The organism is Rhizobium sp. ERR 1071 (genome assembly GCF_007828675.1).
GTDB lineage: Bacteria > Pseudomonadota > Alphaproteobacteria > Rhizobiales > Rhizobiaceae > Rhizobium > Rhizobium dioscoreae.
This window is the reverse complement of the sequence record NZ_VITM01000005.1, coordinates 141,938-168,517: the sequence shown is the minus strand read 5'-3', so window position 1 is coordinate 168,517 and position 26,580 is coordinate 141,938. Positions and strand designations below refer to the sequence as shown.

23 protein-coding genes are annotated in these 26,580 nt (G+C 57.9%); 18 read left to right on the top strand and 5 right to left on the bottom strand.

From position 1 onward, the window contains the following. Positions 1-522: 522 nt before the first annotated feature. The 8 genes from FBZ99_RS19105 to FBZ99_RS19065 all read left to right on the top strand — a co-directional run bounded on the left by FBZ99_RS19105 (position 523) and on the right by FBZ99_RS19065 (position 9,921). Entirely contained in the window at positions 523-1,536 is a 1,014-nt protein-coding gene (locus FBZ99_RS19105; protein WP_113353332.1) for a UDP-glucuronic acid decarboxylase family protein, read from the top strand. After that, positions 1,536-2,522: a UDP-glucose 4-epimerase GalE gene (gene galE / locus FBZ99_RS19100; RefSeq protein ID WP_113353333.1), complete on the top strand. Its 987-nt coding sequence runs from the start codon at positions 1,536-1,538 to the stop codon at positions 2,520-2,522. The genes FBZ99_RS19105 and galE overlap by 1 nt, the downstream gene beginning before the upstream one ends. Next, positions 2,519-4,348 carry a glycosyltransferase family 2 protein gene (locus FBZ99_RS19095; protein WP_246661136.1) on the top strand — a complete coding sequence of 610 codons (1,830 nt, stop codon included), beginning with the start codon at positions 2,519-2,521 and terminating at the stop codon, positions 4,346-4,348. The genes galE and FBZ99_RS19095 overlap by 4 nt, the downstream gene beginning before the upstream one ends. A 38-nt stretch (positions 4,349-4,386) precedes the next feature. Further along, entirely contained in the window at positions 4,387-5,805 is a 1,419-nt protein-coding gene (locus FBZ99_RS19090; protein WP_145634311.1) for a UDP-glucose dehydrogenase family protein, read from the top strand. Further along, positions 5,802-6,341, top strand: coding sequence for a DUF995 domain-containing protein (locus FBZ99_RS19085; RefSeq protein ID WP_113353335.1), 540 nt, complete (start codon positions 5,802-5,804; stop codon positions 6,339-6,341). The genes FBZ99_RS19090 and FBZ99_RS19085 overlap by 4 nt, the downstream gene beginning before the upstream one ends. Positions 6,342-6,358: 17 nt before the next feature. Continuing rightward, the gene (locus tag FBZ99_RS19080) at positions 6,359-7,306 is read left to right on the top strand and encodes a glycoside hydrolase family 26 protein (RefSeq protein WP_113353336.1); all 948 of its coding nucleotides are present in this window, start codon (positions 6,359-6,361) and stop codon (positions 7,304-7,306) included. Positions 7,307-7,336: 30 nt separating this feature from the next. Next, positions 7,337-7,834: a DUF995 domain-containing protein gene (locus tag FBZ99_RS19075; RefSeq protein WP_145634309.1), complete on the top strand. Its 498-nt coding sequence runs from the start codon at positions 7,337-7,339 to the stop codon at positions 7,832-7,834. Positions 7,835-8,790: 956 nt separating this feature from the next. Beyond that, a complete protein-coding gene (locus FBZ99_RS19065; protein WP_113353339.1) occupies positions 8,791-9,921 on the top strand; it encodes a helix-turn-helix domain-containing protein in 1,131 nt (376 codons plus the stop codon). 146 nt (positions 9,922-10,067) lie between these two features. On the opposite strand, the gene FBZ99_RS19060 is transcribed toward FBZ99_RS19065, so the two are convergent. Further along, positions 10,068-11,075, bottom strand: a complete 1,008-nt coding sequence (locus FBZ99_RS19060) for a LacI family DNA-binding transcriptional regulator (RefSeq protein ID WP_113353340.1) — start codon at positions 11,073-11,075, stop codon at positions 10,068-10,070. Between the two features lie 320 nt (positions 11,076-11,395). Between FBZ99_RS19060 and FBZ99_RS19055 the strand changes: the two genes are divergently transcribed. From FBZ99_RS19055 to FBZ99_RS19045, 3 genes are all read left to right on the top strand, one after another. Then, positions 11,396-12,382 (top strand): sugar ABC transporter substrate-binding protein, encoded by a 987-nt coding sequence (locus FBZ99_RS19055; protein WP_113353341.1) that lies wholly within the window; start codon positions 11,396-11,398, stop codon positions 12,380-12,382. A 161-nt stretch (positions 12,383-12,543) separates the two neighbouring features. Further along, on the top strand, positions 12,544-14,070 hold the full coding sequence (locus tag FBZ99_RS19050; RefSeq protein WP_371864841.1) for a sugar ABC transporter ATP-binding protein: 1,527 nt from the start codon (positions 12,544-12,546) through the stop codon (positions 14,068-14,070). Next, positions 14,054-15,076 carry an ABC transporter permease gene (locus FBZ99_RS19045; protein WP_112338060.1) on the top strand — a complete coding sequence of 341 codons (1,023 nt, stop codon included), beginning with the start codon at positions 14,054-14,056 and terminating at the stop codon, positions 15,074-15,076. The genes FBZ99_RS19050 and FBZ99_RS19045 overlap by 17 nt, the downstream gene beginning before the upstream one ends. A 44-nt stretch (positions 15,077-15,120) precedes the next feature. Here the strand turns inward: FBZ99_RS19045 and FBZ99_RS19040 are convergent, their stop codons facing one another. Both FBZ99_RS19040 and FBZ99_RS19035 read right to left on the bottom strand, forming a co-directional pair. Next, positions 15,121-18,147: an alpha-mannosidase gene (locus tag FBZ99_RS19040; RefSeq protein ID WP_145634307.1), complete on the bottom strand. Its 3,027-nt coding sequence runs from the start codon at positions 18,145-18,147 to the stop codon at positions 15,121-15,123. 253 nt (positions 18,148-18,400) lie between these two features. Next, a complete protein-coding gene (locus FBZ99_RS19035; protein WP_113331799.1) occupies positions 18,401-19,300 on the bottom strand; it encodes a LysR family transcriptional regulator in 900 nt (299 codons plus the stop codon). 110 nt (positions 19,301-19,410) lie between these two features. Between FBZ99_RS19035 and FBZ99_RS19030 the strand changes: the two genes are divergently transcribed. From FBZ99_RS19030 to FBZ99_RS19015, 4 genes are all read left to right on the top strand, one after another. Further along, positions 19,411-20,493: a 4-oxalomesaconate tautomerase gene (locus FBZ99_RS19030; protein WP_145634304.1), complete on the top strand. Its 1,083-nt coding sequence runs from the start codon at positions 19,411-19,413 to the stop codon at positions 20,491-20,493. Between the two features lie 47 nt (positions 20,494-20,540). Then, positions 20,541-21,542 (top strand): ABC transporter substrate-binding protein, encoded by a 1,002-nt coding sequence (locus FBZ99_RS19025; RefSeq protein ID WP_145634301.1) that lies wholly within the window; start codon positions 20,541-20,543, stop codon positions 21,540-21,542. A gap of 74 nt (positions 21,543-21,616) precedes the next feature. Continuing rightward, positions 21,617-22,387 carry an ABC transporter ATP-binding protein gene (locus tag FBZ99_RS19020; RefSeq protein ID WP_173002534.1) on the top strand — a complete coding sequence of 257 codons (771 nt, stop codon included), beginning with the start codon at positions 21,617-21,619 and terminating at the stop codon, positions 22,385-22,387. Beyond that, the gene (locus FBZ99_RS19015; protein WP_113331803.1) at positions 22,371-23,144 is read left to right on the top strand and encodes an ABC transporter permease; all 774 of its coding nucleotides are present in this window, start codon (positions 22,371-22,373) and stop codon (positions 23,142-23,144) included. The genes FBZ99_RS19020 and FBZ99_RS19015 overlap by 17 nt, the downstream gene beginning before the upstream one ends. Positions 23,145-23,880: 736 nt before the next feature. On the opposite strand, the gene FBZ99_RS19010 is transcribed toward FBZ99_RS19015, so the two are convergent. Together FBZ99_RS19010 and FBZ99_RS19005 are read right to left on the bottom strand one after the other, a co-directional pair. Next, positions 23,881-24,237, bottom strand: coding sequence for an avidin/streptavidin family protein (locus tag FBZ99_RS19010; protein WP_113420715.1), 357 nt, complete (start codon positions 24,235-24,237; stop codon positions 23,881-23,883). Positions 24,238-24,362: 125 nt separating this feature from the next. Then, positions 24,363-24,560, bottom strand: a complete 198-nt coding sequence (locus FBZ99_RS19005; protein ID WP_113353347.1) for a DUF2934 domain-containing protein — start codon at positions 24,558-24,560, stop codon at positions 24,363-24,365. 284 nt (positions 24,561-24,844) lie between these two features. Between FBZ99_RS19005 and FBZ99_RS19000 the strand changes: the two genes are divergently transcribed. From FBZ99_RS19000 to FBZ99_RS18990, 3 genes are read left to right on the top strand one after another with little or no spacing between them, the layout of a single operon-like run. Further along, entirely contained in the window at positions 24,845-25,276 is a 432-nt protein-coding gene (locus FBZ99_RS19000; protein ID WP_113353581.1) for a CBS domain-containing protein, read from the top strand. A gap of 27 nt (positions 25,277-25,303) precedes the next feature. Next, the gene (locus FBZ99_RS18995; protein ID WP_113353348.1) at positions 25,304-25,570 is read left to right on the top strand and encodes a hypothetical protein; all 267 of its coding nucleotides are present in this window, start codon (positions 25,304-25,306) and stop codon (positions 25,568-25,570) included. Positions 25,571-25,626: 56 nt separating this feature from the next. Then, positions 25,627-26,562 carry an NADP-dependent oxidoreductase gene (locus tag FBZ99_RS18990; protein ID WP_246661135.1) on the top strand — a complete coding sequence of 312 codons (936 nt, stop codon included), beginning with the start codon at positions 25,627-25,629 and terminating at the stop codon, positions 26,560-26,562. Positions 26,563-26,580 lie beyond the last annotated feature (18 nt).

Sequence of the window (26,580 nt, the reverse complement as noted above, 5' to 3'; positions counted from 1 at the left end):
GGTTCGGGCATTCGCCCTTATGGAATTATCCGCTTACAAGATCTCAGATGAGCCACGGTGCTTTGTTGCTGTCGCGCAGGGCGCGGACACGAAAACTTGCTGGAGAAGAGGAGTATCGTGATACAACATATCGCGCGAATTTATTTGAAGCCGAATTTGGGTCGACTCTCCCTTACGCCTATCGGCTTCGCCATCTGGGACGGAGATAAATAACAATACTCATTGATATCTCTAAAATATCTTATAATACCAACGTATATCTGAATTCTATAGTAAAAACTACAATTTAAATCACACGCCCAATGTAAATTATTTTAAATTAATACATCAGCGCTGATAGCGACAAAAATGGACAGAATGTAAAACTTCTGCATTCCTTGATAACGACAGCATAGTTAAACGTTAGTAAACTATAGCCATAAATTGCAGAAATAATTCCCAGTTGTAAACAGCCTACAACAAGGCGGAAGTCTTACTTCGCCTTGATACTCGGCTGCGTGTCTAAAGTACCGGGAGGGTTTGATGGGCATAGCGTTCAAATCTGCAGGCATCACTCCAAAAAATACCAAGAGACGTACGATTCTTGTTGCGGGAGGCGCGGGGTTCCTCGGCTCGCACCTTTGCGACCGGCTTCTGCAGGATGGCCATGAAGTCATCTGCGTGGATGATTTTTCAACCGGGCGGATGGACAATTTGTGGCATCTTCTTCGCTATGACACGTTCAGCTTTATCCGCCATGACGTCATAGCGTCACTCGATCTGCCTGTCAGCGAGATCTACAATCTGGCCTGCCCGGCATCTCCGCCGCATTATCAGGCCGATCCGATCCATACGATGAAGACATGCGTTTTCGGCTCGCTCAACCTGCTGGAGCTAGCCGCTCATCACCAGGCGCGCATCTTCCAGGCCTCCACATCGGAGATCTATGGAGATCCCCAGGTACATCCGCAGCCTGAGAACTATTGGGGCAACGTCAATTCCTTCGGCCCCCGCTCGTGCTACGACGAAGGCAAGCGTTCCGCCGAAACGCTTTTCCGTGACTTTCACGCTAAGCACGGCGTCGACATCAGGATTGCCCGTATCTTCAACACCTATGGGCCGCGCATGCGCCCCGACGACGGCCGCGTCGTATCCAATTTCATCGTCCAGGCACTCAGGGGCCAGGACATCACGGTCTATGGCGATGGCTCCCAGACGCGCTCGTTCTGCTATGTCGCCGACCTGATCGATGGTTTCGTCCGCCTTATGGCCGACCAAACGGTCATCCATACGCCTGTTAATCTCGGTAATCCGGGGGAATTTACCGTGCGTGATCTTGCCGAACAGGTGATCGCGATCACCGGCTCCAGCTCAAAGATCGTCCATAAGCCCTTGCCGGTCGACGATCCGCGTCAGCGCCGGCCCGACATCAGCGTCGCGAAACGCGAACTGGGATGGGAACCGTCGGTCGCGCTAGCGGATGGGCTGAAGTCCACCATCGCCTACTTCGAACGGCAGCTGGTTCGTCCAAGCAGCGAGCTTTTCGAAGTTGCGTGATGGCCAGGCAAAAAATACTCGTCGTGGGTGGCGCCGGCTTCATCGGCAGCCACACCGCGAAACTCCTTCATCGCCAGGGCTTCGAGCCCGTCGTCTATGACAATCTCTCGACGGGCCACCTGACCTCCGTGCGCTGGGGGCCCTTCGTCCAAGGCGATATTCTCGACACGCCCCGCCTTGTTGAGGCGATCGATGGCCACAGGCCTGCGGCGGTCATACATTTCGCCGCCTCGGCCTATGTCGGCGAGTCGGTTGAAAATCCCGCGAAATACTACGCCAACAATGTCACCGGCACGCTGTCGGTTCTAGAGGCGTGCCGCCGCGCGCAAGCCAATAGGCTGATCTTTTCATCGAGCTGCGCGATATACGGAATTCCCGCCCATCTGCCGATCCGCGAATGCGAGACGCCTCGACCCATCAATCCCTATGGCAGAACGAAGCTGATTGCCGAACACATGCTCGCCGACTATTCAGCCGCATACGGACTTTCCTATGTGGCACTACGCTACTTTAACGCCTCGGGCGCCGATCCCGAACGGGAACTGGGCGAATGGCATGATCCCGAAACGCATCTCATTCCACGCGCGTTGCTGGCGGCGGCCGGCGCGATCGAAACCTTGGAAGTCTATGGAGACGATTACGACACGCCGGATGGTACCTGTGTGCGCGACTATATCCACGTGCTGGATCTCGCCAGGGCGCATGTCCTGGCAGTCGAGTATCTATTGGCTGGTGGTGACAATCTTGCCGTCAATCTGGGAACAGGGCACGGCACGTCGATCAAGGAGATCGTCGGGGAGATCGAACGCGTTTGCGGACGCAAGGTTCCCATCGCCATGCACGGGCAGCGACCGGGCGATCCGCCTGTCCTTTATGCCGCTTCCGAACTTGCCGCCGAGAAACTCGGCTTCCACGCTCTGCATTCGAATATCGAAACAATCATCCGGACCGCGGCTCCCTTCTTCGGACTGGAGATGCGAGGATGACATCGATCCGGACACGAGCTGAAGCAATGAAGGAAAGGGCGTTGATGACGCCGGTCCTGCGGGGTCGCCAGCGCGCGGAATATGTCGCTTGCGCCACGCTATGGCTCGCGGCGCTTGTCTATTTCTGGAGCTGGTGGTTTACACCCGCACACCATGTCGACCCGATGGGATCGGTCTTGCTGACCCTGGTGCTTGCCTGGGTGACGATCATTCCAGCCTATTTCATCATCGTCTTCTTTCGCGCCGAAAAGCCGACGGGGCAATTGCGGCTTCCCGCCGGCAGCCGCATCGCCATGGTCGTCACCAAGGCACCATCGGAGCCCTTCGCGGTGGTGGCCCGGACGTTGGATGCCATGCTGGCACAGAATGTGCCGCACGACACCTGGCTCGCGGATGAAGATCCGTCACCCTCGACGCTGGATTGGTGCCGCAAACATGGCGTCCAGGTATCCACCCGCAGGGGCCGCGAAGATTATCACCGCCAGACCTGGCCGCGGCGCACCCGCTGCAAGGAAGGCAATCTCGCCTTCTTCTACGATCACTACGGCTATGAAGGCTATGATTTCGTCGTGCAGCTCGATGCCGATCATGTGCCCGAGCAAGGCTATCTTTTTCAGATGCTTCGCCCCTTCGCCGATCCGGCGGTCGGCTATGTCTCCGCGCCGAGCATCTGCGATCGGAATGCCGGTGAAAGCTGGTCGGCACGCGGCCGTCTCTATGCGGAAGCCAGCATGCACGGATCGCTTCAGGTGGGGTTCAATCACGGGCTGTCGCCGCTTTGCATCGGCTCGCACTACGCCGTTCGCACCAAGGCCCTGAAGAGCATTGGCGGTCTAGGCCCAGAGCTGGCGGAAGACCACTCCACCACGCTGATGATGAATGCGCACGGCTGGCGTGGCATTCATGCGCTCGATGCCATTGCGCATGGCGATGGCCCGCGCACCTTTGCCGATCTCATCACCCAGGAGTTTCAGTGGTCGCGCAGCCTGATGATGATCCTGCTGCAATATTCGCCAAGCTTGATCAAGCGGCTGCCGCTGCGTCTCAAGATCCAGTTCCTGTTTTCGCAGCTCTGGTATTCTCTTTTCTCGCTCTTCATGGCGCTGATGTTCGTCATGCCCATCATCGCGCTTGTTAGAGGCAGGACCTTCGTCGATGTCTCCTATCCCGATTTTCTGCTGCACTTCGTGCCGCAATCCGTTCTGCTGATCCTGTTCGCTTATCGCTGGCGCAGTACGCATACGTTCAGGCCGGCCAATGCCAGGATCCTGAGCTGGGAGATGACATTGTTCCTGTTTGCCCGCTGGCCGTGGGCACTCGTGGGCGCTCTGGCTGCCATTCACGATCGGGCGACCGGATCGTTCGTGGATTTCCGCGTCACGCCGAAAGGCACATCGGAGGTCGATCCGCTGCCGTTCCGGGTCCTTGCACCCTATGGCTTTCTCTCTCTCGCCTCCATCTTGCCGGTGCTATCCGTCAGCGCGGAGGAGAGCAGCGGCTTTTATATCTTCGCAACGATGAATGCCGCCATCTACACTTTGCTGCTGCTGGTCATCATCGTCCAGCATGCGCGTGAAAACACGCTCGGCGCGAACAAGCGCTTTTATCGGCCAGCGCTCGCCAGCGCTCTGCTTGCTCTGACGGCGCTGCCATTTGTCGGCATCATGGAGCACGGCCGCGCCGGAGTACAATCACTGATTTGGGACACCGACGGCTACGTGCTGTTCGACAATCGCTTTTCGGTGGCGGGCGCCGGCATTGGCGGGCGTGGACTGCACAGAATGGTGCTCAATCCGCACTGGCACGTGAGTGACACGGACAATTGAGGTTCATGACGGGAAGGACGCTATTGGCGGGAACGCACATGAAGATAGCTGTTATTGGAACCGGATATGTGGGCTTGGTCAGCGGCACATGCTTCGCCGAATGGGGCAATCGTGTCGTCTGTGTGGACAAGAATGCCGATAAGATCGCCGCCCTTCGTCACGGCAGGATTCCGATCTACGAACCGGATCTCGACGAGCTGGTGGAACGAAACTATGCCGCGGGACGGCTGGACTTCACTTGCGACATCGCAAAGGCGGTCGAAGGAGCAGCCATCGTCTTCATAGCGATCGCTGCGCCCCCGCATCCAGGACAGGCGGATGTCGACCTTTCCTTCATTTACCAGGCAGCGCGCGAGCTCGCGGCGCTTATCTCGGCTGATAGTATCGTGGTGATAAGATCGACGGTGCCGGTCGGAACCGGCGACGCCGTGCACAGGATCATCAGCTCGGTCCGGACGCCTGGCACCTTCGCCGTCGCCTCCAATCCGGAATTTCTGCGCGAAGGCATTGCGGTGCAGGATTTTCTCGCTCCGGACCGCATCGTCCTGGGCGTGGAGGAGGAATGGGCCTGCAAACGGCTTGTCGAGCTCTATGATGTCCCGATCGAGCGCCAGAATACGCCCGTCATCATCACGATGCGTCGGACGGCTGAGCTGATCAAGCATGCCGCCAATGCCTTTCTCGCCACGAAGATCACCTTCATCAACGAACTTGCCGATCTTTGCGAGGAGATGGGCAGCGATGTCGGAGAGCTGGCGCTCGGTATGGGGCTCGACAAGCGCATCGGGGCAAGCCTCCTTGCCGCCGGCCCTGGCTATGGCGGCTCATGCTTCCCCAAAAGCGCGCTTGCGTTGTTGCAGACGGCGCAGGACCATGGCGTGGCGTTGCGTATCGTCGAGGAAACCCTTGCCGTCAACGAGATGCGCAAGCGGCGCATGGCACGGAAGGTCAGCAAGGCACTTGGCGGCGATATTGACGGCCTGACCATCGCCATTCTCGGCCTGACCTTCAGACCCGATACCGACGACATGCGCGACGCGCCCTCCGTGCCGCTCATCGAAACCCTGCAGCGCCTGGGTGCCCGCATCCGGGCATATGACCCCATCGGCATCGAGAATGCAGCAAAAGTCCTCAGCAGCGTCGATTTCCACGAGGATCTTTATGAATGCGCGAGAAACGCGGATGCCGTCGTCGTCATGACGGAATGGGACGCCATCCGAAAGATCGACCTGGCCCAGCTCAAGAAGAAACTGCGCCAGCCTGTTCTCATAGATCTGCGAAATGCGCTGGATGCGGAAGCCGCCCGCCGGATTGGCTTTCACGTCTGCTCCATAGGTAAGTCGGCAAGCACACATAGCAGCCTGCGCGATATCGCCAAACGACGAAACCGGCAGCGAGCCGTAAAGGCGGCAACCCCAAAGCTCGTTCCAATCCACGATACGGGAGAAGCAATATGAAGCCATTAAGGACACAGACCTCCCTGGTCCCCGCCGCATCGCTGGCATGTGCGATCGTGCTTGGACTTGCAGCGGGGAGCAATACGGCCTTGGCCGCAACGACCACCAAGGTGCCGGATGGAGCAAGACCCATGACGGCGGTTGAACTTTACATGCTCTATCACGACAAGAGCTGGCGCTGGCCTGATGGTGCTGGCCGAATGCAGGATACCGACCGTCGGTTTTCTGCCTGGGTCGACGGGACCAACGGACAATCCTGGGCTGAAGGCCGCTGGGCTGTGACGGACACCGGCCGTCTGTGTCTCGAGGCAACCTGGCACGCCACGAACGGCCAGTTTCCCGCCAAGACCTGCTTCATCCATCGCATTCTCGATGGAACGATCTATCAGAAACGCGAGACTGGCGGAGCATGGTTCGTGTTTCGCCATCCCGTCACCAAGAAAACCGACGAGGCGACAAACTTGATCGCCGATGATCTGGTCTCACAACGACTGGAGGCCTTGAAGACCTCTTTGACCGTCCACAAGACCGAATAGAGGAAGGAGGCAAAGCTATGAAAACTCTATCAAAGCTGACGACGGCCTTGCTTGCGGCTGGCGCCCTCTGCGGGGGCGTATACGCTGCCAGCAACGGCCTGGACGCGAAGGCCGAGACTCGGCCTCTCTTCAACGACAAGAGGCCGATCATCACACCCCAATCGCTGCCGGGGGGTGCCTATGATCCCAACGGGGACTTTTCCAGTGACCCCAATCCGAAGATCGAGCATCTTTTCCTGCCTTGGGAAGACGTCGATCTGTCGACGCTGAGTACGGCAGACGATTATGCCCGCAAGCGTGGGCGTTCGCTGCTGATCACCATCGAGCCCTGGTCATGGGCCCGCGACTGGCGCGTCACGCCTACCGATCTACTCAATGGAATTCTGGCGGGCCACTATGATTCCAACATGACGGCGATCTGCTCGGCGGCCGCGAAGCTCAATGCACCCGTCACCATTCGCTGGGCGCAGGAAATGGATGAGAAGAACGGGCAGTTCACCTGGGCCTACTGGAATGCGGAGGAGTATGTGAAGGCCTACAGGCACGCCGTCACCGTCTGCCGCAAGAGCCTTCCCTCGGCGAAGTATATGTGGTCGCCGATGGGCAAGGATGGGCTTGAAGCCTATTATCCCGGCGATTCATTCGTCGACGTCGTCGGGCTGTCGGTCTTCGGTTACCAGCCGTTCGATCAGCGCAAGCTCGGGCGAGATTCGACCTTCGTGGAAGCGACCAAACCCGGCTACGACCGTGTGAAACGCTTCAAGAAGCCGATCGTGATCGCGGAACTGGGCTACCAGGGCAACGAGGCCTATGTTCACGCGTGGGCCGAGGAAGCCAACAAGCCGCATTCCGAATTCCCTGACCTGAAAGCGGTGGTCTACTTCAACGACCGTGAAGTCTATCCCTGGCCGGATGGTCTGGGCAGGCCGGATTGGCGCGTCGCCACGCCGCCTCTCTTGAATTGACCGCGATGATGAAAGATTGAGGAGAAACCCATGTCTTGGTTCCGTTTCATCATCCTGAACGCCATGTTCGCGATGCTGCTGGCCGGCACCGCGAACGCGGCGACACAGCATCAAATCGATCGAATGACAGCGCGTGCGGCCCATCAAGCCATGCCAATGAGCGCCAAGGAACTGAAAAAGCTCTACTCGGGACGTTCCTGGATATGGAAGGACGGGGCCGGCTTCTTCTCGCGTCATCACCGTCGATTTACAGCCTGGTCGCATACGGGCGCTCAAAAATCCTACGCAAGGGGCATCTGGTATGCGACCGATCGCGGTAGGCTCTGCATGAGCGCTGTCTGGTACAGCAAGAAAAGTGCCGCACCCAACGTGTCCTGCTTCCTGCATCGCAAGAAGGCCGGGATCATCTATCAGAAACGAGCATCAGGCGGAGAATGGTATGTGTTCCGTCATAATCCGATCAAACATGATGACGAAGTTCTGAAACTGCGGCCGGGCGACTATGTTCGCAGACATCTGCCCGGTTGAAGTCGAATACTCACATAGGGGCTTTCTTTTGGATAGCGGGCGGCATGCGTCTCACCTGTTCCGTCGAACCGCCATCCGGGAAATGCCCCTATTCTTTGCCGCGCGCAGTGCGTGGCATCAGCCGGCTCAACTCAAAATGCGCTGCGATTGTAGCAATGCGACGTTCTTCCAAATCCACTTGGTGTGCAGATATAAGGAGAACCTTTGAAGTAATTCTCGGCGGAAACCGAAGTCGTCCTGGTAAGTGAACTTCCGCTATAGAAGACGACATTGTCCTTTTGATACTTCTTCATGTACAACTGCACAGTCTTATTCTTCACGTGCACATTCTCGGCAGCATTTGCAGTTTCATGCATGACCACCGAAGATGCAATCGCAAGTATTATCGATAAAGAGACGCCGACCTTTCGATTACCTGCGGATAGATTGCAAGAGTTCTTCCAAAAACTCATAAGTTTACTCTCCTTGACAAGTTTCCTTCGTGTATTTCAGCGGAAAATATTTAAGCAACTTCTATAAATATCTTGAAAATATTAATGAAATCTGCTTAATTTCCCCTTACAGCCTTCGGGGCGGGGACCTGCGACAATGCTGCCTGCGATGATAATAACTTGGCGCGACATTCGGCGGATGCACAGAGCCTCGGCTCAGACATCCACAGACTTCTTTGGTTTGCCGGCCAAGGCGCACCGCGAGGCAGAATTCTTTGCTCAAGACATGAAACGATCACTTTCCTTATGTCCGTCCGCCAACCGGCGGGCGCCCGGATGGACTGAAATTCAGGCTGTTTTGCGACAATTGGGAAAGATCGTAACCGGACAAGGCCTGTACTTTCCGCGCGCGACCCATTTTGGGCGTCGATCACCTATAGGGGCCAGTCCCCTCCATCCGCCCGCGGTAAGGATACCGCCGCGACTGCCAGCCGATTTGGCACGTTTTGTCGAAAGGCCGCCACGATGATGTGGAACAAGACCGAGACTACAGCCGGACAACCAGCTTTTGTCGAAAGGCGCCGGTGGCCCCGCATTTCCGAAGCTCCAATTTGCGGCAAGACCACGGATGTGCCAGAGCTCGTGTCACTGCCATTCTCCACGTCCCATGAGGCTCCCAGTCAGCAATTCCCGGCTTGGCAGAAGCATATGGCGCCGCTGATAGACGCGTATCTTCCCGAAAGCGGCCAGGCCGGAGAAGGTTTCGTGGCATCTCAAACCGTCTGGAATCTTGAAGGGGCGCTTCTCATCCAGCAGCAAACGCCAGCCTTCAGCTATGAACGCTCTCCGGAGAAACTACGCTTCAGCGCCATAGATCATTGGCAAATCACATTCCTGCGCACGGGCAAGACATGGACCAGCGTCAATGGACATGTGGTCGAAAACGAGCCCGGGATGATGGAAATCCGGGCACTTGGCTGCCCGTTTTATGGCCGCACCATAAGCGCGCAATCCGTTACCCTCATTCTACCTTGCGATTTGTTCGCCGATCATGGCGGACTGCCTGGAGCAAGCAACAACATCGTCCTGGGGGGCGCGCGCGTCAAGCTGCTGGCCGACTACATCGCTTTTCTCGAAGCGAACCTCAACCGTTTGACGAGGGATGATCTGCACAGTGTACGCAACCAGCTGCAAGAGATGATATTTCATAGCGTCACGCCGCTGGTGGATGGCCATGCGATCGGCGATCGCAGCTCCGAGATCGGACTGATGACGAAAGCGCGTCGCTTTATTCAGAGCAATCTCGGATCAGCGGAGCTCACGCCGGAAGCGTTGAGCCGTGAATTGGCAATCTCCCGAACCAGACTGTACGAATTGTTCCAGGCATCGGGTGGCGTGTTAAACTACGTGCGCAGAAGGCGCCTCCTGGCCGCACGCGCAGCACTAGCCGACCTGAACAATGGTCAGAAAATTGCAGATATCGCAAGTAATCTAGGCTTCGAATCGGCAGCCAACTTCAGCAGGGCCTTCACACATGAATTCGGCTACAGCCCAAGCGAAGTCCGCAGGCATAGCGGGGAATGCAAGGTAGAGCATCTACCACGCGTGACGAAGACATCCAGCTTCAGCGACTGGCTTAATACACTGGGTATTTGACGGGTACAAACAATGCAGTGGCAAGACAATTTCGACGCAGTTCGGACGCTGCTGAACACATGTCTCACGGACAATAGCGGATAAAGACATGCATGTAGTTCATCAATATTTAGGTGTAGTGTCATCCACAACCACGGCATCATCTTTTAATCCGGTTGTGGTGAGGACGTTGTTTCCCCCTGAGTAATCTCACAGGCCAGCAGGAGTGGTTTGCCGAGCGCCGGGGCATCCTGCTTGCCCAACAAAACGGCGACCGCCGCTGCCGCTATTTCCTGAATCGGCTGCTTCACTGTGGTCAGGCGTGGTATTGTCATGCTCGCGAGCGGAATACCATCAAAGCCGACGATGGAAAGGGCAGCCGGGATTGGGATCCCCAAATCATGGGCTGCACGCATGCAACCGATCGCCTGTTGGTCGGAACTTGCAAAGATGGCAGTTGGGCGCTCGTGGCGGGCGCGCGCGAGAAGATAGTTTCCAGCGGACCGCCCGCTTTCATAATCGAAAGCCGCTTCCGCGATCAGCGGCGCCGCGTTCTGCTCGCCATCGCCGGCCAACTTCATCGCATCGAGATAGCCCCGGAGGCGATCATTGGCTGGGACGGAGTCTTTGGGACCCGAAATGAAGCCGATGCGGCGATGGCCAAGCTTCACAAGATGCTCGACGCCGAGGCGCACGCCGCTGCGATGATCGGCGGCAATGCCGGAATATCCCGGCAGGAGGCGGTCGACGATGACGATTGGCAGGCCCCTCGGCGGCTTGAGCGCATGGAAATCATTGCTCGGAACAAGGATGATGCCGTCCACCTTCCGACTTGTCAGCTGACCGATGCGATCCGCTTCCTTGGCCGCGTGATCGAAAGAGGTCATGACGATGATGTTATAGCCATGCTTCGCCGCCGCTTGCTCCGCGGACTGGACGAGTTCCGAGAAGAAGGGATTGGTGAGATCGGGAATGATGATGCCGATGAGACGGCTGACCTTGCCGCGCATGCTTCTGGCAGAAGGATCGGGCGTATATCCGAGCTCTTCGATGATGCTTCTGACCCGTGCCCTCAATTCATCCGTCACGGAAGGATGGTCATTCAAAACCCTTGAGACGGTCCCGGTGGAAACCCCCGCCAGCTTGGCAACGTCTCGAATTCCAACCTTCGGCATAACGGAACCAATATCCCTTCATTTCACCTTCCGGACCATGGAGGCGCCTGAGCAGCCTCTCAGCTAATGGTCTCTGCCGCCTTAGTCAAAGGGCTTCATGTCAAGCCGATCCCCCACCGCAAAAGCAACGCCGGCTCGATGGAAACGGTTCATCATACCCATCTTCCGAGACCGGTAAAGCTCCAAATTCACCTGTTTTTCACCGCAAAATCGGTGCCTTGACAATTCCTGGCGGCATGATACCCAATATACGTGGAAACGGTTCATTGTCGCAGACAACTCAGGTGGAGCTGAGCTCAGGACCGTTCGGGAGGAAAGAAATGACCAATTCTAAAAAACGCGAATCCGTCTTGATCAACACCAAGCGGCGTACGGCGCTGAAACTGGGGCTTGCCGGCACCCTGGCGCTCGCGCTGTCCTGCGGCGTGTCGCCCGCCTTTGCCGCCAGCAAGCCGAAAGTCGGGCTGATCATGAAGTCTCTATCCAATGAGTTCTTCAAACAGATGAAGGCCGGCGCCGACAAATATGCGGCCGAAAACAAGGATAAGTTCGACTTCAAGGCCGTCGGCATGAAGGACGAACGGGACTTCGCGGCCCAGGTCGATGCGGTCGAGAACTTCGTGACGCAGAAATACGACATCATCGTCGTCGCGCCGGCCGATTCCAAGGCCATGGCCACGCCGCTCGCAAAGGCGGTGAAAGCTGGCGTGAAGGTCATCAACATCGACGTGCCGCTCGATGCCGATGCCAAGAAGGCGGCCGGTATCGATCTCGCCTTCTTCGGGCCGGATAACACGGCCGGCGCCAAGCTTGCAGGCGATGCGCTCGCCAAGGATCTTGGTCCCGGCGCGAAGGTGGTGATCCTCGAAGGCAATCCCGAGGCCGACAATGCCAAGGAGCGCAAGGCAGGCTTCATGGACTCCATCAAGAACGGCAAGCTCGAGCTTCTCGACAGCAAGACCGCGCATTGGGAGACGGAAGAAGCCAACACCGTGATGACGAATTTCCTCACCAAGTACAAGGATATTCAGGGCGTCATGGCCGCCAACGACTCCATGGCGCTTGGCGTGGTCAAGGCTCTCGACGCGTCAGGCCAGGCGGGCAAGATCAAGGTCGTCGGCTTCGACAATATTCCGTCCGTCAAACCGTTGCTCAAGGATGGCAAGATGCTGGCCACCGTCGAGCAGTACGGCGCGGAAATGGCGGCCATGGGCATCAAGTATGGCCTTCGCGAATATGCCGGCGAAAAATTCACCGGCTGGGTCAAGACGGATGTGACACTCGTCACCGCCAAGGATCTCAAATAGTCGATAAACCAGCCTTGCGGGTAAGGATGTGCTGGCATTTGCCGGCGCATCCGCTTTCCGATCGATCTTCTGGTCGGCCTTTTACCGCGAGGCGTTAGGCCCAGCGGAAGGCGGCGCGAGGAAGATCGCCATCTCCGATTCAAAACGGAAACGCTGATGAGGTGGACGTGCCAGAGACTGTAGATGACGCCATCCTGAAGTTGGAAGGAATAGGCAAGCGCTTCCCGGGCGTCGTGGCCCTGAAGGATGTCTCGATAGAGATCGGTCGCGGCAAGGGCCACATTCTTCTTGGCGAAAACGGCGCCGGCAAATCGACCCTGATCAATCTGCTTGGCGGCGTCTTCAAGCCGGATGATGGCCGCATCTTGTTTGACGGCAAAGCCTATCATCCGTCGTCTCCGCTGGAAGCGTTCCAGGCGGGCATCCGGGTCATTCACCAGGAGCTGCACCCACTTTCCAATCTTACCGTTGCCGAAAACCTGCTCTTTGAGCATCTACCGCGCCGATACGGCCTGGTAAATTATAAGCAAATGAATGCCAGGGCGACGGAACTGCTGGCGGAAGTCGGCCTCAACGTGGCGCCGACGACGCTTGCCAGCAGCTTGAGCGTCGCCCAGCTTCAGCTTCTCGAAATCGCCAAGGCGCTGTCCAATGAAAGCAAGCTTCTCGTCCTCGATGAGCCGACGGCGACCCTAACCTCGAAAGAAGTCGACCGCCTCTTTGAGATTCTGAAGCGACTGAAGGCGCGGGGTGTCACCACGCTTTACATATCGCACCGCCTCGAAGAGATCTTCGAGGTGGGCGATGACGTGACCATCCTGCGCGATGGGCAGCATGTGATGACGCGGCCGCTCGAAGGGCTTGGAATTCCAAAAATCGTCGAACTCATGGTCGGGCGCGAACTCGCGCAGCATGACGCCTTTCGCGGCGACAGCGCCATCTCCGGCGAGGCGCTCGGCGTCTCCGGCCTCAAAGTGACGAACCATAGCCCGGAGCTGTCATTTTCCGTCGCCAAGGGAGAGATCGTCGGCATTGCCGGGCTTGTCGGCAGCGGCCGCACCGAGGCGGTCCGGGCCATATTCGGCGCCGATATCAAGGCGGCCGGCGAAATCCGCATAGACGGCGAGCCGGTCGAGATTGCCTCGCCCAGGGACGCCGTAACCGCAGGACTATGTCTCGCGACCGAAGACCGCAAGATTCAAGGTCTCATGCTCGATATGAGCTGCGCGCAAAACAGCACCATCACCAATCTCGGTAAGATCTCCCGCAACGGATTGATTTTGCGCAAGGCGGAGGATGATTCCGCGCAGCGCCTCGTGCGTGAATTGCGGATAAAGACACCATCCATCCATCAGGCCGTCAGGACATTTTCGGGTGGCAACCAGCAGAAAGTCGTCATCGCCAAATGGCTGTTTCGCGGCCCCAAGGTGTTGATCTTCGACGAGCCGACCCGAGGCATCGATGTCGGCGCCAAGGCGGAGATCTACGAGCTCCTGTGGAAATTTGCCGCCGAGGGGAAAGGCGTCCTCGTCGTATCTTCGGACCTGCCGGAACTGATGAGCATTTGCCATCGCATCATCGTCTTCTCGGACGGCAAGATAGCCGGGGAAATACCCCGAGAGCAATTTGACGAGAGCAGGATCCTCTCGCTCGCTTACAAGGAGTACAGTCGTGTCCGGCAACATTGAAAAGACGACCGAGGCGAAAGAGGCCAGCGTCTGGGACAAGCTCATCCGGATCTCGATGAAAGAGGCCGGCGTCGCTATCGCCCTAGTCCTGATCTTGATCTTCTTCTCACTGACGGCGCCTTATTTCGCGACGCCGGAGAACTTCCTGAAGATCTTCGTGCAGATCGCTATCAACACCGTGCTTGCCGCCGGCATGACCTTCGTCATCCTCACGGGCGGCATCGATCTTTCCGTCGGATCGCTGCTGGCACTTTGCACGGTCATCGGCGCGACGATCATGATCGATCCGCGGTTTTCTCCGTGGCAGGCGATCGCTCTTGCATCGCTCGCCTCGATGGGGGCCGGCGCGATCCTGGGCGCCATCAATGGATGGATATGCGAGAAGTGGAAACTTCCATCCTTCATCGTCACGCTCGGCATGCTCAACGTCGCGAGCGGCCTTGCGCGTGTCGTCAGCGACAACTCCACCATCACCGGCCTGCCGCAGCCCTTCGTCGATTTCGGCAATCTGATTTTCTGGGGTGTTCTTCCCTCGATCTTCCTGATCGCGATCGTCGTCGTCCTCATCGGCTGGTTCGTGCTGCGCTACACCGTATTCGGACGTTTCGTCTTCGCGATCGGCACCAATGAGGAGGCGGTCCGCCTCTCGGGCCATGAACCGAAAAAATACAAGATAGCGGTCTTCACCATCTCCGGACTGACCGCCGGCATTGCCGCCATGGTCTATCTACTACGCCTCAATGTCGGCAGTCCGGTCGCCGGCATTGGCTATGAATTGAACGCCATCGCGGCCGTGATTATCGGAGGCACCAGCCTATCCGGCGGCAAGGGCTCGATCATCGGGACACTGGTTGGCGCCTGTATTCTGCAGGTGCTGTCGACGGGGTTGCAGCTCTTGGGCGCCGACGACAACATCAAGCCGATCGTCATCGGCGCCGTCATCGTGCTCGCAGTCATTCTCGACAGCTATCGCGGCCGGCTCATGCGGATCCTGGAGAGCCGCTGACAGGGCGGCTCTTTGGAGCAGGTAGGCGCCGAATTAATCTATCGTCAGGTCCGCTGCAACTTCCATGTCCGGATTTCGAACGGCATGATATCGGCTGGACCGGTGCGTTCGATCGGCTCCTCCAAAATGTTCAGCGACCCCGAAGCCTGCCATCCCGACGGCAGCGTCAGAGAGAGACGGCCGCGCCGACCGGCCGGTTCGTAAAGCCGCAGGATAAGGCCCTCGCCTTCCTCGGCCGGCTTCAGGCCTGAGAAGGCAACCGGCGTGCCTTCGATGTCAATTGGCGACAGGGTGCCTGCCGCAAGACCGCTTGCCTCCATGCTGACCAACGGCTGGTTGAGATCGATCGCCTCCGATAGAACTCCGCCTTCATACCAGGCGCCCTCATGCGGCATCAGCGCATAGGTGAAGCGCTGCTGGCCTTCGTCGGCGAGTGGGTCGGGATAGATCGGCGAGCGCACGAGGCTCATGCCGATGACATTGCCGCGGGCGCTATGACCGTATTTGGCATTATTGAGCAAGGCAACGCCGAAACCGGGCTCGCTCAGATCGACGAAGCGGTGTGCCGCCGCCTCGAACATCGCCTGCTCCCACGAGGTGTTGGTATGCGTCTGCCGCTCCACGACCCCGAAGGCGCATTCGAAAGTCGCTGTGCGCGACCGCACGGCGACCGGATTCAGGGTTCTGAGCAGCGTTCGCCGATCATGCCAATCGATGGTCGTCTCGATATCCAGTCTCCGGGCATTGGCCGTCAGAACATACAACTGGGTCACGGTCGAGTTGCGATATCGATAGACAACTTGGATCGCTGCACGATGCGGCCCCTCCTCGACCAAGGCAATGCTCTCCGGCTGTTCGAGCCGGATGCCTTTCTCGGCATAATCTGCGTCCACGTCCCAGGCGTCCCAGTTACGTGGCTTGTCGGCGGGATAGACCCAGAGCTGGTTGGCGGCCCCTTCGATCGCCTCCCGCCCCGTTGCCTTGTGAACAAGACTCGAGACGGCTCCGTCCTGACCGATGACGATAGACAAATGCTCGTTTTCGAGGTGATTGCTATCGGCTTTCAGAACCCCGGCCGGCCTTATCGCCTCGCGATCGAAGACCGCGACGGAAAGAGGCGCGATGGGATCAGCGGAGGCCAGAACCGTTCCATCAGACAGCAATGCGGTGAGTGGGCGCGCCGACAAAGACGGGTTAACGACGACAAGCGCATCGGCGACCCCGCCAAGAGGAAGATGGGCCGACAGCGTCTCCAGGGCACTTGCCTGCTCCGCCTTGGCCTTGCCGATTACGTCGTCAAGTTCCCGCTCGGCATCCACGTAGACCTCGCGAATACTCGATCCGGGAAGGATATCGTGAAACTCGTTTTTCAGAACGACGCGCCAATCGGCCTCAAGACTTTGAGGTTTGGCGGCGCCCAGCATATGGGCGAGCGAGGCCAGCGTCTCCGCCGTGATCAGGGCGCGTTCGGCCTGGCGATGCTTGCGCTTGACGCCGCTTTGCGTCGTCAGCGTTGCGCGATGGAGTTCGAGGTAGATTTCGCCATCCCAGACCGGAAGTTCCTTGTCCTTAGCGGTGAGGTGCGCCCTTTCGTAAAAACTCTTTACCGTCCCCCAGCGCGCCTTCGGGATCGCCGGGAAGTCGCGCAGCTGTACCTCACGCTCGACCATCTCCGGCGTGACGCCTCCACCGCCATCGCCGTAGCCGACGGCCAGCAACGAGGTGTCGTGCTGCGTCTTGCCGCGGAAATTCTTCCAGGTCGGCACGAAGCAATCCGGTTGCACGAAGCCGTTGTAGCCTTGCATGGGATTGTCGAATGTATGGGTCAACACCTTGCTGCCATCGAGCCCCTTCCACCAGAAGAGATCGGACGGAATGTGATTGGTTTCGCTCCAGTTCACCTTGATCGTGAAGAAGCTATCGATGCCCCCAAGCCGCAGGATTTGCGGCAAGGCACCTGAAAAGCCGAAACAATCCGGCAGCCAGCAGACGCTATGACGCAGGCCGAAATGCTTTTCGAAATAGCGCTGACCATAGAGAACCTGGCGCACGAGGCTCTCGCCGGTCGGCATGTTGGTATCCGGCTCGACCCACATGCCGCCGACGGTTTCCCATTTTCCCTCGGTAACTTTCTTCTTAATGCGCTCGAGCAGTTCCGGATCGTCCTCTTCCATCTGCGCATAATATTGGGCGGTCGATTGATTGAAGCGGAAATCGTCGGAGCGTTCCATCAGCGAAAGCGCTGTATTGAAGGTGCGGCGCATCTTGCGACGCGTCTCGCCATAGGGCCAAAGCCAGGCCAGATCGATATGGGCATGGCCCGTCAGCAGCAGCTCGCCATTTTGCGGGAAACGCGCCTGAAGCTCTTTCAGCTGGGCCAGCAGGCGATCATAAGCAGCGGCGGCGGAAGCGCTCTGCGCGTCGCTGAGACCGGCCGGATCGCCCTGAAGTTCCGGCAGCTCCCAGATCTTCTGCTGCATTGCCGCCCCTCCGGTGCGCGAGATATAGGCTGATGTCTCCGATGGCCAGTCGAGACTGCGCAGCGCCCGTTCGGCGGCATCGATCAGATGCGGCACGGCTTCATGGCCATCGAGAATATCGGCAGCCTCGCCGATCTGCTGCAGAAGAAGATGCAACCGGTGGACGGCCTCATCCAGCCAGATCAATCGCGCCTTGTTCAGCTTCGGCGCCCTATTGGGCTCGCCGAAGGGAAAACGCGCGACGCTCTCGGTTGTGATCTGGAAGTCGCCCCCCTTGATCGGAAACTCCTGGTGATAGGGGTCCAGACCGAAGGTCTCCGCTTCGCCATCAGGGTAACGCAGCGTCAGCAGGCTCTCGCCGCCAAGATCGAGCTGCAGGCGGGTTTGTTCAAGCGGCCAGTCCCGCGGCCCCGTTGCCTTGGCGGCAAAGCGAACCGTCCCTTCACGATGCGGCCAGTCCTGATGATGCGCAATCGGCTCCCCATCGAAGGTCCAGCCGTCGATCGCGAGACTTTTCCTGTCGCGCCAATGCGCAAGCTCCGTAGTGCGGACTTTCAGGCGATCAAGGCGTTGGGCAATAGTGAGGGACATTGGCGGATCCTATCGGGAAATCGGCAACTGACGACGGGGGAGAAAATAAATCAGCGCGAGTTGATCGCCGGCCCCGCGCCCCTCTCCCTCCCTGCGGATCGCATAGCCCAGGTTTAGATTAAGTAACTTTGTTTTGGCGTCAAGGCGTACGGAAATAAGTTGCAAGAGTTTTGTGTGCCTCGACCCGGACACGTTCGAACTGCACCGAGCCGCTACCAGCGCTTGACCTTAACACGCGGAATAGAGAAGTGCCCTAAATCTGTCGCCACGCCCCGATCAGCATGCGCATGAAATGCTCTGCAGCGGGGGACAAGGTGCCTCCGCGGCGGCGCACAATGCCGATGGTGCGCGAGATCTCGGGGTTTCTGATGGGACGCGTGATCAGGAAGGGATGTTCTCCCTGGGGGGTCGCCATTTTCGGCAGCACGGAAATCCCGAGCCCCGCCTCCACTAGGCCGAGCGATGTGGAAAGATGGGTCACTTCGTAAAACCAGTTGAGCTTGATGTTGGATCTGGCCAGAGCGGCATCGAGCAAAGTCCTGTTCGCGCTTGAGCGATGAACCGTAATGAGGGGATAAGGCTCGAGATCCTGCCATCGGACCTCTTTCTTTTCCGCTAGCGGATGGTCCCGCTTGGCCGCCAGGACAAACGGGTCTTCCGCTAGCCTCTCGAAGACCAGATCGCTGTCCGAGCTTCCCATGATATTGATTCCGAATTCGACTTCGCCGCGCGCCACAGCCTGAAGTGCTTCGGTCGCAGTCAGATCGAGGATCCGAAGCCGGATATTCGGATATTCATGGTTGAACTGGCGGATGACGGAAGGCAGGAAATAAAATGCTGCCGTCGGCAGGCATGCAATCGTTACCAGGCCTCCGCGCTTGGCTCCCAGTTCCCGCATCGAAAACAGCGAACCGTCGAATTCTTCGAGCATACGCTGCACCAGAGGCACGAGTTCGGTTCCAAGAGCGGTGGCCGCGACATGGCGCGTCGTCCTTTCCAGCAGCGGCGCGCCGATCGCCTGCTCCAGCTTTTGAATGCGGCGGCTGAGCGCCGGTTGCGACATGTTCAGCTGATCGGCCGCGCGATGAAAGCCCTGCAGCTCGACCACGGCGAGGAAGGCTCTAAGGTCAAGGATCTCACAATTGATGTTCATTTCGTATCAATGTCCTCGATTTTAACATTTCACATATCAATCATTAATTCCATAATAGCAATAACAAGCCGAATTAATACGATAATCACATCATATGGCGAGAAAAACGCATGAATGATTTACTCTCCATACCGTGTGTCCTGATGCGGGGTGGCACCTCGAAAGGCCCGTTCTTTCTGGCGTCGGACCTGCCACAGGACCCGGCCGAGCGGGATCAGGTGCTTTTGTCCGTGATGGGCTCGGGGCATCCGCTTCAGATCGATGGTATCGGAGGAGGAAATCCGGTCACCAGCAAAGTTGCCATCTGCGGACCGGGAACGGTGCCCGGTGCTGATGTGGACTATCTGTTCGCGCAGGTTCGTGTCGACAGGCAGATCGTCGATACCTCACCCAATTGCGGGAACATGTTGGCGGCTGTTGGGCCGTTCGCGATAGAGGCGGGGCTTGTGCCGGTCGCGGGAAACACCACCCTCGTCAAGATCTTCAACGTCAACACCGGCAAGATGATCGAAGCCGAGGTTCCGACGCCGAATGGTGCGGTCGCCTATCTCGGCGACGCGAGAATTGACGGCGTACCCGGTCAGGCCGCTCCGATCGCGCTCACGTTCAAGGATGCGGCGGGTGCGCGAACGGGTGAGCTTTTTCCAAGCGGCAAATCGACAGAGACGATCGCCGGCATCGATGTGACCTGTATCGATTGCGCGATGCCGATGCTCCTGATCGAGGCAGCCTCGCTTGGCGTGACCGGATACGAGAGCGCTGCCGAACTGAACAGCAATCATTCGTTGATCGAACGGCTGGAAGACCTTCGCATCCTCGCCGGCGAGAAAATGGGAATGGGTGACGTTCGCGGTCAAGTCACTCCGAAACCGGTCCTCATCTCTCCCGCCCGACAAGGCGGCGCATTGAACGTTCGCTACTTCATGCCGAACGAATGCCATCCGTCACTGGCGACGACAGGCGCTGTCGGGATCGCAACGGCCTGTGTAAGCGAAAACACCGTCGCATCCCGCCTTATCGGCGTTCAAACACCGCCTATCGTGCTTTCCATCGAACATCCCAGCGGCCATCTGGACGTGAAGTTGCAGTTGCGGGATGGGAAGCTCGTCGCCGGGATTCTTCGCACGGCGCGCAGGCTGTTCGAGGGCCATGTCTTTGCAAAGCCTGCCAAAACGCTGGTTTGTGCAGCATAATCAATCAACCTATGGTGCCGGGAGGGTGCCAAAATGGAGGAGATCAAATGAAAAAGCTTATTCTCGCACTCGCGGCAGCGGTAGCGCTGTCCGGAACGGCTTTGGCGGAACCTGTTCGCATAAGCGTCGGTTCCTACAACCTCAACAACCTGCCTTTCCCGGTCGCGCAGGGCTTGGGTCTTTATGAGAAAGAAGGGCTGGAGGTTACCGTTGAAAACTTCGCGTCAGGCGGATCGAAGACCTTGCAGGCCCTGGTTGCCGGCTCGACGGATGTCGCTGTCGGCTTTTACGACCATACGATTCAGATGCAGTCGCAGAACAAGCACGTTGTCGCCTTCGTGGAGCTTGGGCGCAATTCCGGGCTCGTTCTAGCTGGCGGCAAGGACGCGAAATTCGATCCGAAAAATCCGCAAACGATCAGGGGCGCCAAGATCGGAATCACCGCTCCGGGATCGTCCTCGGATTTCTTTATTCGCTACTATCTTCAGCGGCATAAGCTCTCGGCGAACGACGTTTCGATCATCGGCGTCGGATCGGGCGCCGCGGCAGTGGCGGCTCTTCAGCAGGGCAAGATCGACCTGCTCGTCAATTATGATCCCGCGGCGACGTTCGTTGTCGAGAAGGGCGTCGGAAAGATCCTGATCGACGCCCGCAATGACGATGGCGCCAAGGAAATCTATGGCGGCATCTATCCGACATCGGTCCTTTACGCCACGCAGGACTACATCTCCAAGAATCCGGAGACCATTCAGAAGGTCACCAATGCAACGGTAAAGGCGCTTCAATGGATGAAGACGCATAGCGCCGCGGAGATTGTCGAAAAGCTTCCGCCGGAATTCATTTCGGGCGACAAGGAGACGTATATCAAGGCAGTTGAAAACGCGCGGCAGATCTTTTCCACGGACGGGCTGCTCGACGAAAAGGATATCAAGACGCCTCTCGATGTTCTGACATCGTTCAACGACAAAGTCAAAGGTGCCAAGATCGACCTGTCCAAGACCTATACCAACGAATTTGTAGCTAAGGTGCCGGCGACGGCATCGAACTAAGGGAGGTTAAGATGTCCGTGACAGCCTTAAAGCCGGCAACACAGACACCTCATGCAGCGGCGTCGTCCAAGGCAATGGTGGCAATCGAAAATGTCACCATGTCCTTTGGCTCCTTCGTCGCGGTCCAGGATGTAAATCTGACGGTGGCCGATGGTGAATTCGTCGCCATCGTGGGGCCGACAGGCTGTGGCAAGAGCACGATCCTGAATGCGATCGCCGGCCTTCTCAAGCCGGCAAAGGGCTCGGTCTCGATTGATGGCGGCGTGGTCTCGGGCGTCCAGAATAACATCGGCTATCTATTTCAGCAGGACGCGCTATTCCCTTGGAAAACCGCGATCGAGAACGTGGAACTAGGCCCCTTGTTCCAAGGTGTCGGCGCTGGCGAGCGCCGGGAGCGGGCCCTCAAATGGCTGGCCAAGGTCGGTCTTAAAGGCTTTGAGGACCGCTATCCGCATCAGCTTTCCGGCGGCCAGCGTAAGCGTGTGCAAATGGCGCAGGCGCTGATAACGGGGCCGAAAGTCATCCTCATGGACGAGCCATTCTCCGCCTTGGACATTCATACCCGGCATCTCATGCAAAATGAACTGCTTCGCCTGTGGCAGGAAGAGCGGCGGGCTGTGGTTCTGATTACGCATGATCTCGAGGAAGCGATTGCCCTGGGGGATCGTGTCGTGGTTCTGGCGTCAGGTCCCCGGTCGCGCGTCATCGACAGTTTCCCTGTCGATCTGGAGCGTCCTCGCGATGTCGCGGAGATCAAGCTCGATCCCCGTTTTACTGACCTCTATCGCAATATTTGGGCTTCCCTGCGCGGTGAAGTGGAGAAAAGCTATGAACGCCATGACTGAGAGACTTACCCAACTGGCATTGCTGCTGGTGATCGTCGGCGGTTGGGAGATCGGCGTGAACCTCGGCGTGGTCGATGTCTTCTTCTTTCCCTCGCCCGTCGATATCATAAAGCAGGTGTTCGCATGGGTTGCCGATCCCAGCTTCTTCAAGCATGTGACCATTACCTTGACCGAAACAGTGCTCGGCTACGTTATCGGCACGGCTCTCGGCGTGGCCGCAGGCGTATGGCTCGGCCTGTCGCGCTCGGCTGCCCGGATCCTCGATCCATTCATCAAAGGCCTGAACGCCATTCCGCGCGTGGTCCTTGCTCCGATCTTTGTCCTTTGGCTCGGTCTGGGGCTCTGGTCCAAGGTGGCGCTCGCCGTCACGCTCGTATTCTTCGTAACCTTTTTCAACGCGATGCAGGGCGTGCGTGAAGTCAACCCCGTCGTGCTGTCGAATGCCCGCATCCTCGGCGCGAAGAAGTCCGAGCTGCTGCGTCACGTCTATTTCCCGGCCGCGGCGAGCTGGATTCTATCTTCGCTTCGAACATCCGTGGGGTTCGCGGTCGTCGGCGCCATCATCGGTGAATATCTGGGTGCGTCGGCTGGCCTGGGATACCTCATCGCGCAGGCGGAAGGTAACTTCGATGCCGTCGGCGTCTTCGCGGGCATCTTCATCCTGGCGGTGTTCGTCCTATTGATCGATCTCGTCCTGGATTTCGTCGAAGCTCGCCTGATCAAGTGGCGTCCCCGCGCGGCGGAACGGACCACCTAATTGCGCCACGGTCGGAGAGAGAAGGAAACCGGCGAGCATCTATCCGCACATGTTCGCGGTTCGCCGCAACGAAGCCGGATACGGAAATCGGCAAGAGGGTCTCTGAGACGATTGTCAGCGTCGGAAAAGACCGAGGCTTGGCGAACATCGGACTTTATTGCTCGCTCTCTCCAACTGAAGGCTGATTGCGCATTACACGCGGAACGGCTTTGTTTCCGTCGGACTCCATTGATGGGCGGCAAAATGATGAAGCTCGTGGGCGCCCATTCCGGACAACGGTCCGAGCAGTTTCTGGCAGGGTTCGCAAGCCACTGAGATGGCGTATGGCTCCGAATTCATCCCGCCTTTAAAGCGCGTCGGTGAGCTTCTATCGCCAGCCCGTCGTTTAGGGCAAGCGCTGATACGGAGAACCAACCGCGAGGATTGTATTGCAGGCGTGGGAAAAGGGTCCTTACTCGTAAAAGACCGCAAATGTGGGCCGGAGTCCGATGCCACAGGCTACAAAGGCCGATTGGATACATGATCGAGCCGGCGCCCGGCCAGCGAGCGATAAGTCGCGCAATCGATGGCTCATAGAAGAAAATCGAAATACAACGACCTCTTGCTGCGGCTGAATTAAGCTCAGGCTCTAAGCCGTGGGCGGGTCGGACTGGAGGGAGGATAGCGCATCAACTCCCTTCGCTCTTGGGATGCTGATACGCAACGTCCGGCTGGAACCGACACTCCACGGCGCTCGCTAGGATATCTGTTCGAACGTATCGGCGTTGGTTTGCACGGAATGAGCCCAACCGAGCTCTCGCGCCCGACCGGATTGCTCGGGCTTCCTGCTGGTCACAACATGCCAGATCGTCTGGAGCTTTTTCTCTCGCAACATTCCGGTGAACGAGCAGATGGAGGTCGAACCTTCGCCCGCCATTCCAAAAGCGAAATTTATGCAATCATCGAACCAAACGCCAGCCACCGGCAACTCGGAGCCAAAAAAGACACTGTCTTGCAGCGCGGTCTTGAATGTCCCTCTGATTAAACCATCCTGCTCGTCGGTGATCTTGACCGTCGAGCCATATTGATTGCGCCAAATTCCAGTCCAGCTCATGATGGATGTCTCCTTGACGTTTTTGTGGGCGGCAAGTCGATCAGGCGTTGCGGGCCTGTTCCGGACGTCTGGTCAACCGAATTCCTCGACAATCCTCACACAGACGCCGGCAGACTTACGGAGCGTTATTCACGAATAGGACGCCCGTAGGCTGCTTTTTTCCCTTTGCCTTTAGAGACCGGAGATGTTTCGGCTTCGCGTTCCGTCTCTTGGTGCTGCTCTTCGGCCCGTTGCCAATGATCGAGATCGCGTCCGTCGGGCCGCCCTTCTTCCTCCCAGATCCTATAAGCTCGCTCGCGGCGCTTGGCTTCATCATCATCCATTGACTTGCTCCTTGATGTTGAATGCGGATTTCTAAAAGCTTGGACAGCGTCGGCGATCTAATCGACCAGGAAATCGAAAGTTCCCTCTGGATAATTTATTGCGGAGAAGCGCGTGCAGGTTGAGCGCGCGGTGGTGGCTCGCCGAAGATGGCGCAAGCTCAGGAGGCATGGCTGAAAGTTCCGCTTTGGCAGTCGGCGATGCATTTTTCAGCTGCTTTTGCTCCGATGAAGGAACTCTGGATGCCCACGCGAGTTGGGGTCTCTCTTTCAAGGAGGACAGAGACATGCAAGTGAACGCAGCAATGACGCGCGACGTGCGCGTCGCAAATCCTAATCATTCCATTCGCGACGCCGCGGTCATGATGGCCGATCTGGATGCCGGCGTTCTTCCTGTCGGCGAGAACGACAAGCTCGTGGGCATGATCACGGATCGCGACATTACAGTCCGCGCTGTCGCACGCGGCAAGGGACCCGACACCAGGATCAGTGACGTGATGTCGGCAGAAGTTAAATACTGCTTCGAAGACGATGATGTCGACGACGTGATGACAAACCTGGGGAACATCCAGGTGCGGCGGCTGCCGGTGCTCAACCGAGACAAGCGGCTGGTCGGCATACTCTCGCTCGGAGATCTCGCTGTTTCCATGGCTGATGGGTCCGCCGGTCCCGCGCTCGCCGAAATCTCCAGACCCGGTGGAGCGCATTCGCAGACCTGAACCAGCAATTATCGAAGGAACGACGCCATGTCCGCATCGAAAACAACCACGGACCATGAAACAATCCGTAAATGGGTGGAAGCAAGAGACGGCCGTCCATCACGTGTGAAAAGCGCCGGCGGCAATGGCGGCCTTTTGCGGATCGATTTTGGTGAGCCCGAGCAAAACTTCGAAGAAATCGGCTGGGACGAATTCTTCCGGATCTTCGACGATAACAAGTTGGCGTTCCTCCATCAGGAAGAGACGGAGGACGGTCGCGAAAGTCGCTTCAATAAATTCATCAATCGGTCGTGATGTCGGCGGCGGTCTTACGCCGGCGACAGCCATAATTCCTGGAAAGGCGGTTTAACATGCCCAAGATGATGGCCATTAGAATGCATGAGTTCGGCGATGCCGATGTCTTGCGGCTTGACCAGATCGAACGGCCCTCCCCCGGTGAAAACGAGATTTTGGTCAGGGTCGCGGCGGCAAGTGTCAATCCTGTCGATTGGAAGATCCGCAAGGGTGGCTATCCCGCGGTCAAGCAAGATGACCTGCCGATCGTTCCCGGACGCGATCTCGCGGGCACTGTCGAGGCTCTTGGTCGCAAAGCAACCGGCTTTGCCAGCGGCGATCGCGTAATCGCGTTCCTCGACACGAAGCGGGGCGGCTACGAGGAATATGTCGCCGTTCCGGCTGCGTTGCTCACGAAAATGCCATCCTCGATCAGTTTCGAGGAAGCCGCGGCCATTCCGCTCGCCGCCATGACCGCATGGCAGGGATTGTTTGATCATGGCCGCCTTCGAAGCGAGCAGCGGGTTCTGATCCATGGAGGGGGTGGAGGCGTGGGCCATTTCGCGATCCAGTTCGCGAAGGCCAAGGGAGCTTGGGTCGCAACGACTGTTTCGGGGCTGGACATCGATCTTGCGCGGCGCCTTGGAGCGGATCAGGTCATCGACTACAAGTCCGAACGTTTCGAGGATATGCTCGATCCCGTCGATATTGTCTTCGACCTTGTCGGGGGTGAAACACAAAAGCGCTCGTTCGAAGTTATCAAGAACGGAGGCGTTCTGGTGTCGACACTAGGCGAGCCGGAACGACCGGACACCGCATCCGGTAATATTCGGGTTGCCGGCTATATGGCCACGCCGAATGCGGGCCAGCTTCATGAAATCGTCGATCTGATAGAACAAGGGCAGGTCAAAGTCCTGCTTCACAAGGTTTTTCCGCTTGATATGGCCGCAGACGCTCAACGAACCCTGGAAAGCGAGCACGTCCAAGGAAAAATCGTTCTGAGCGTGGACTGATCGGCGAAGATAGATGGA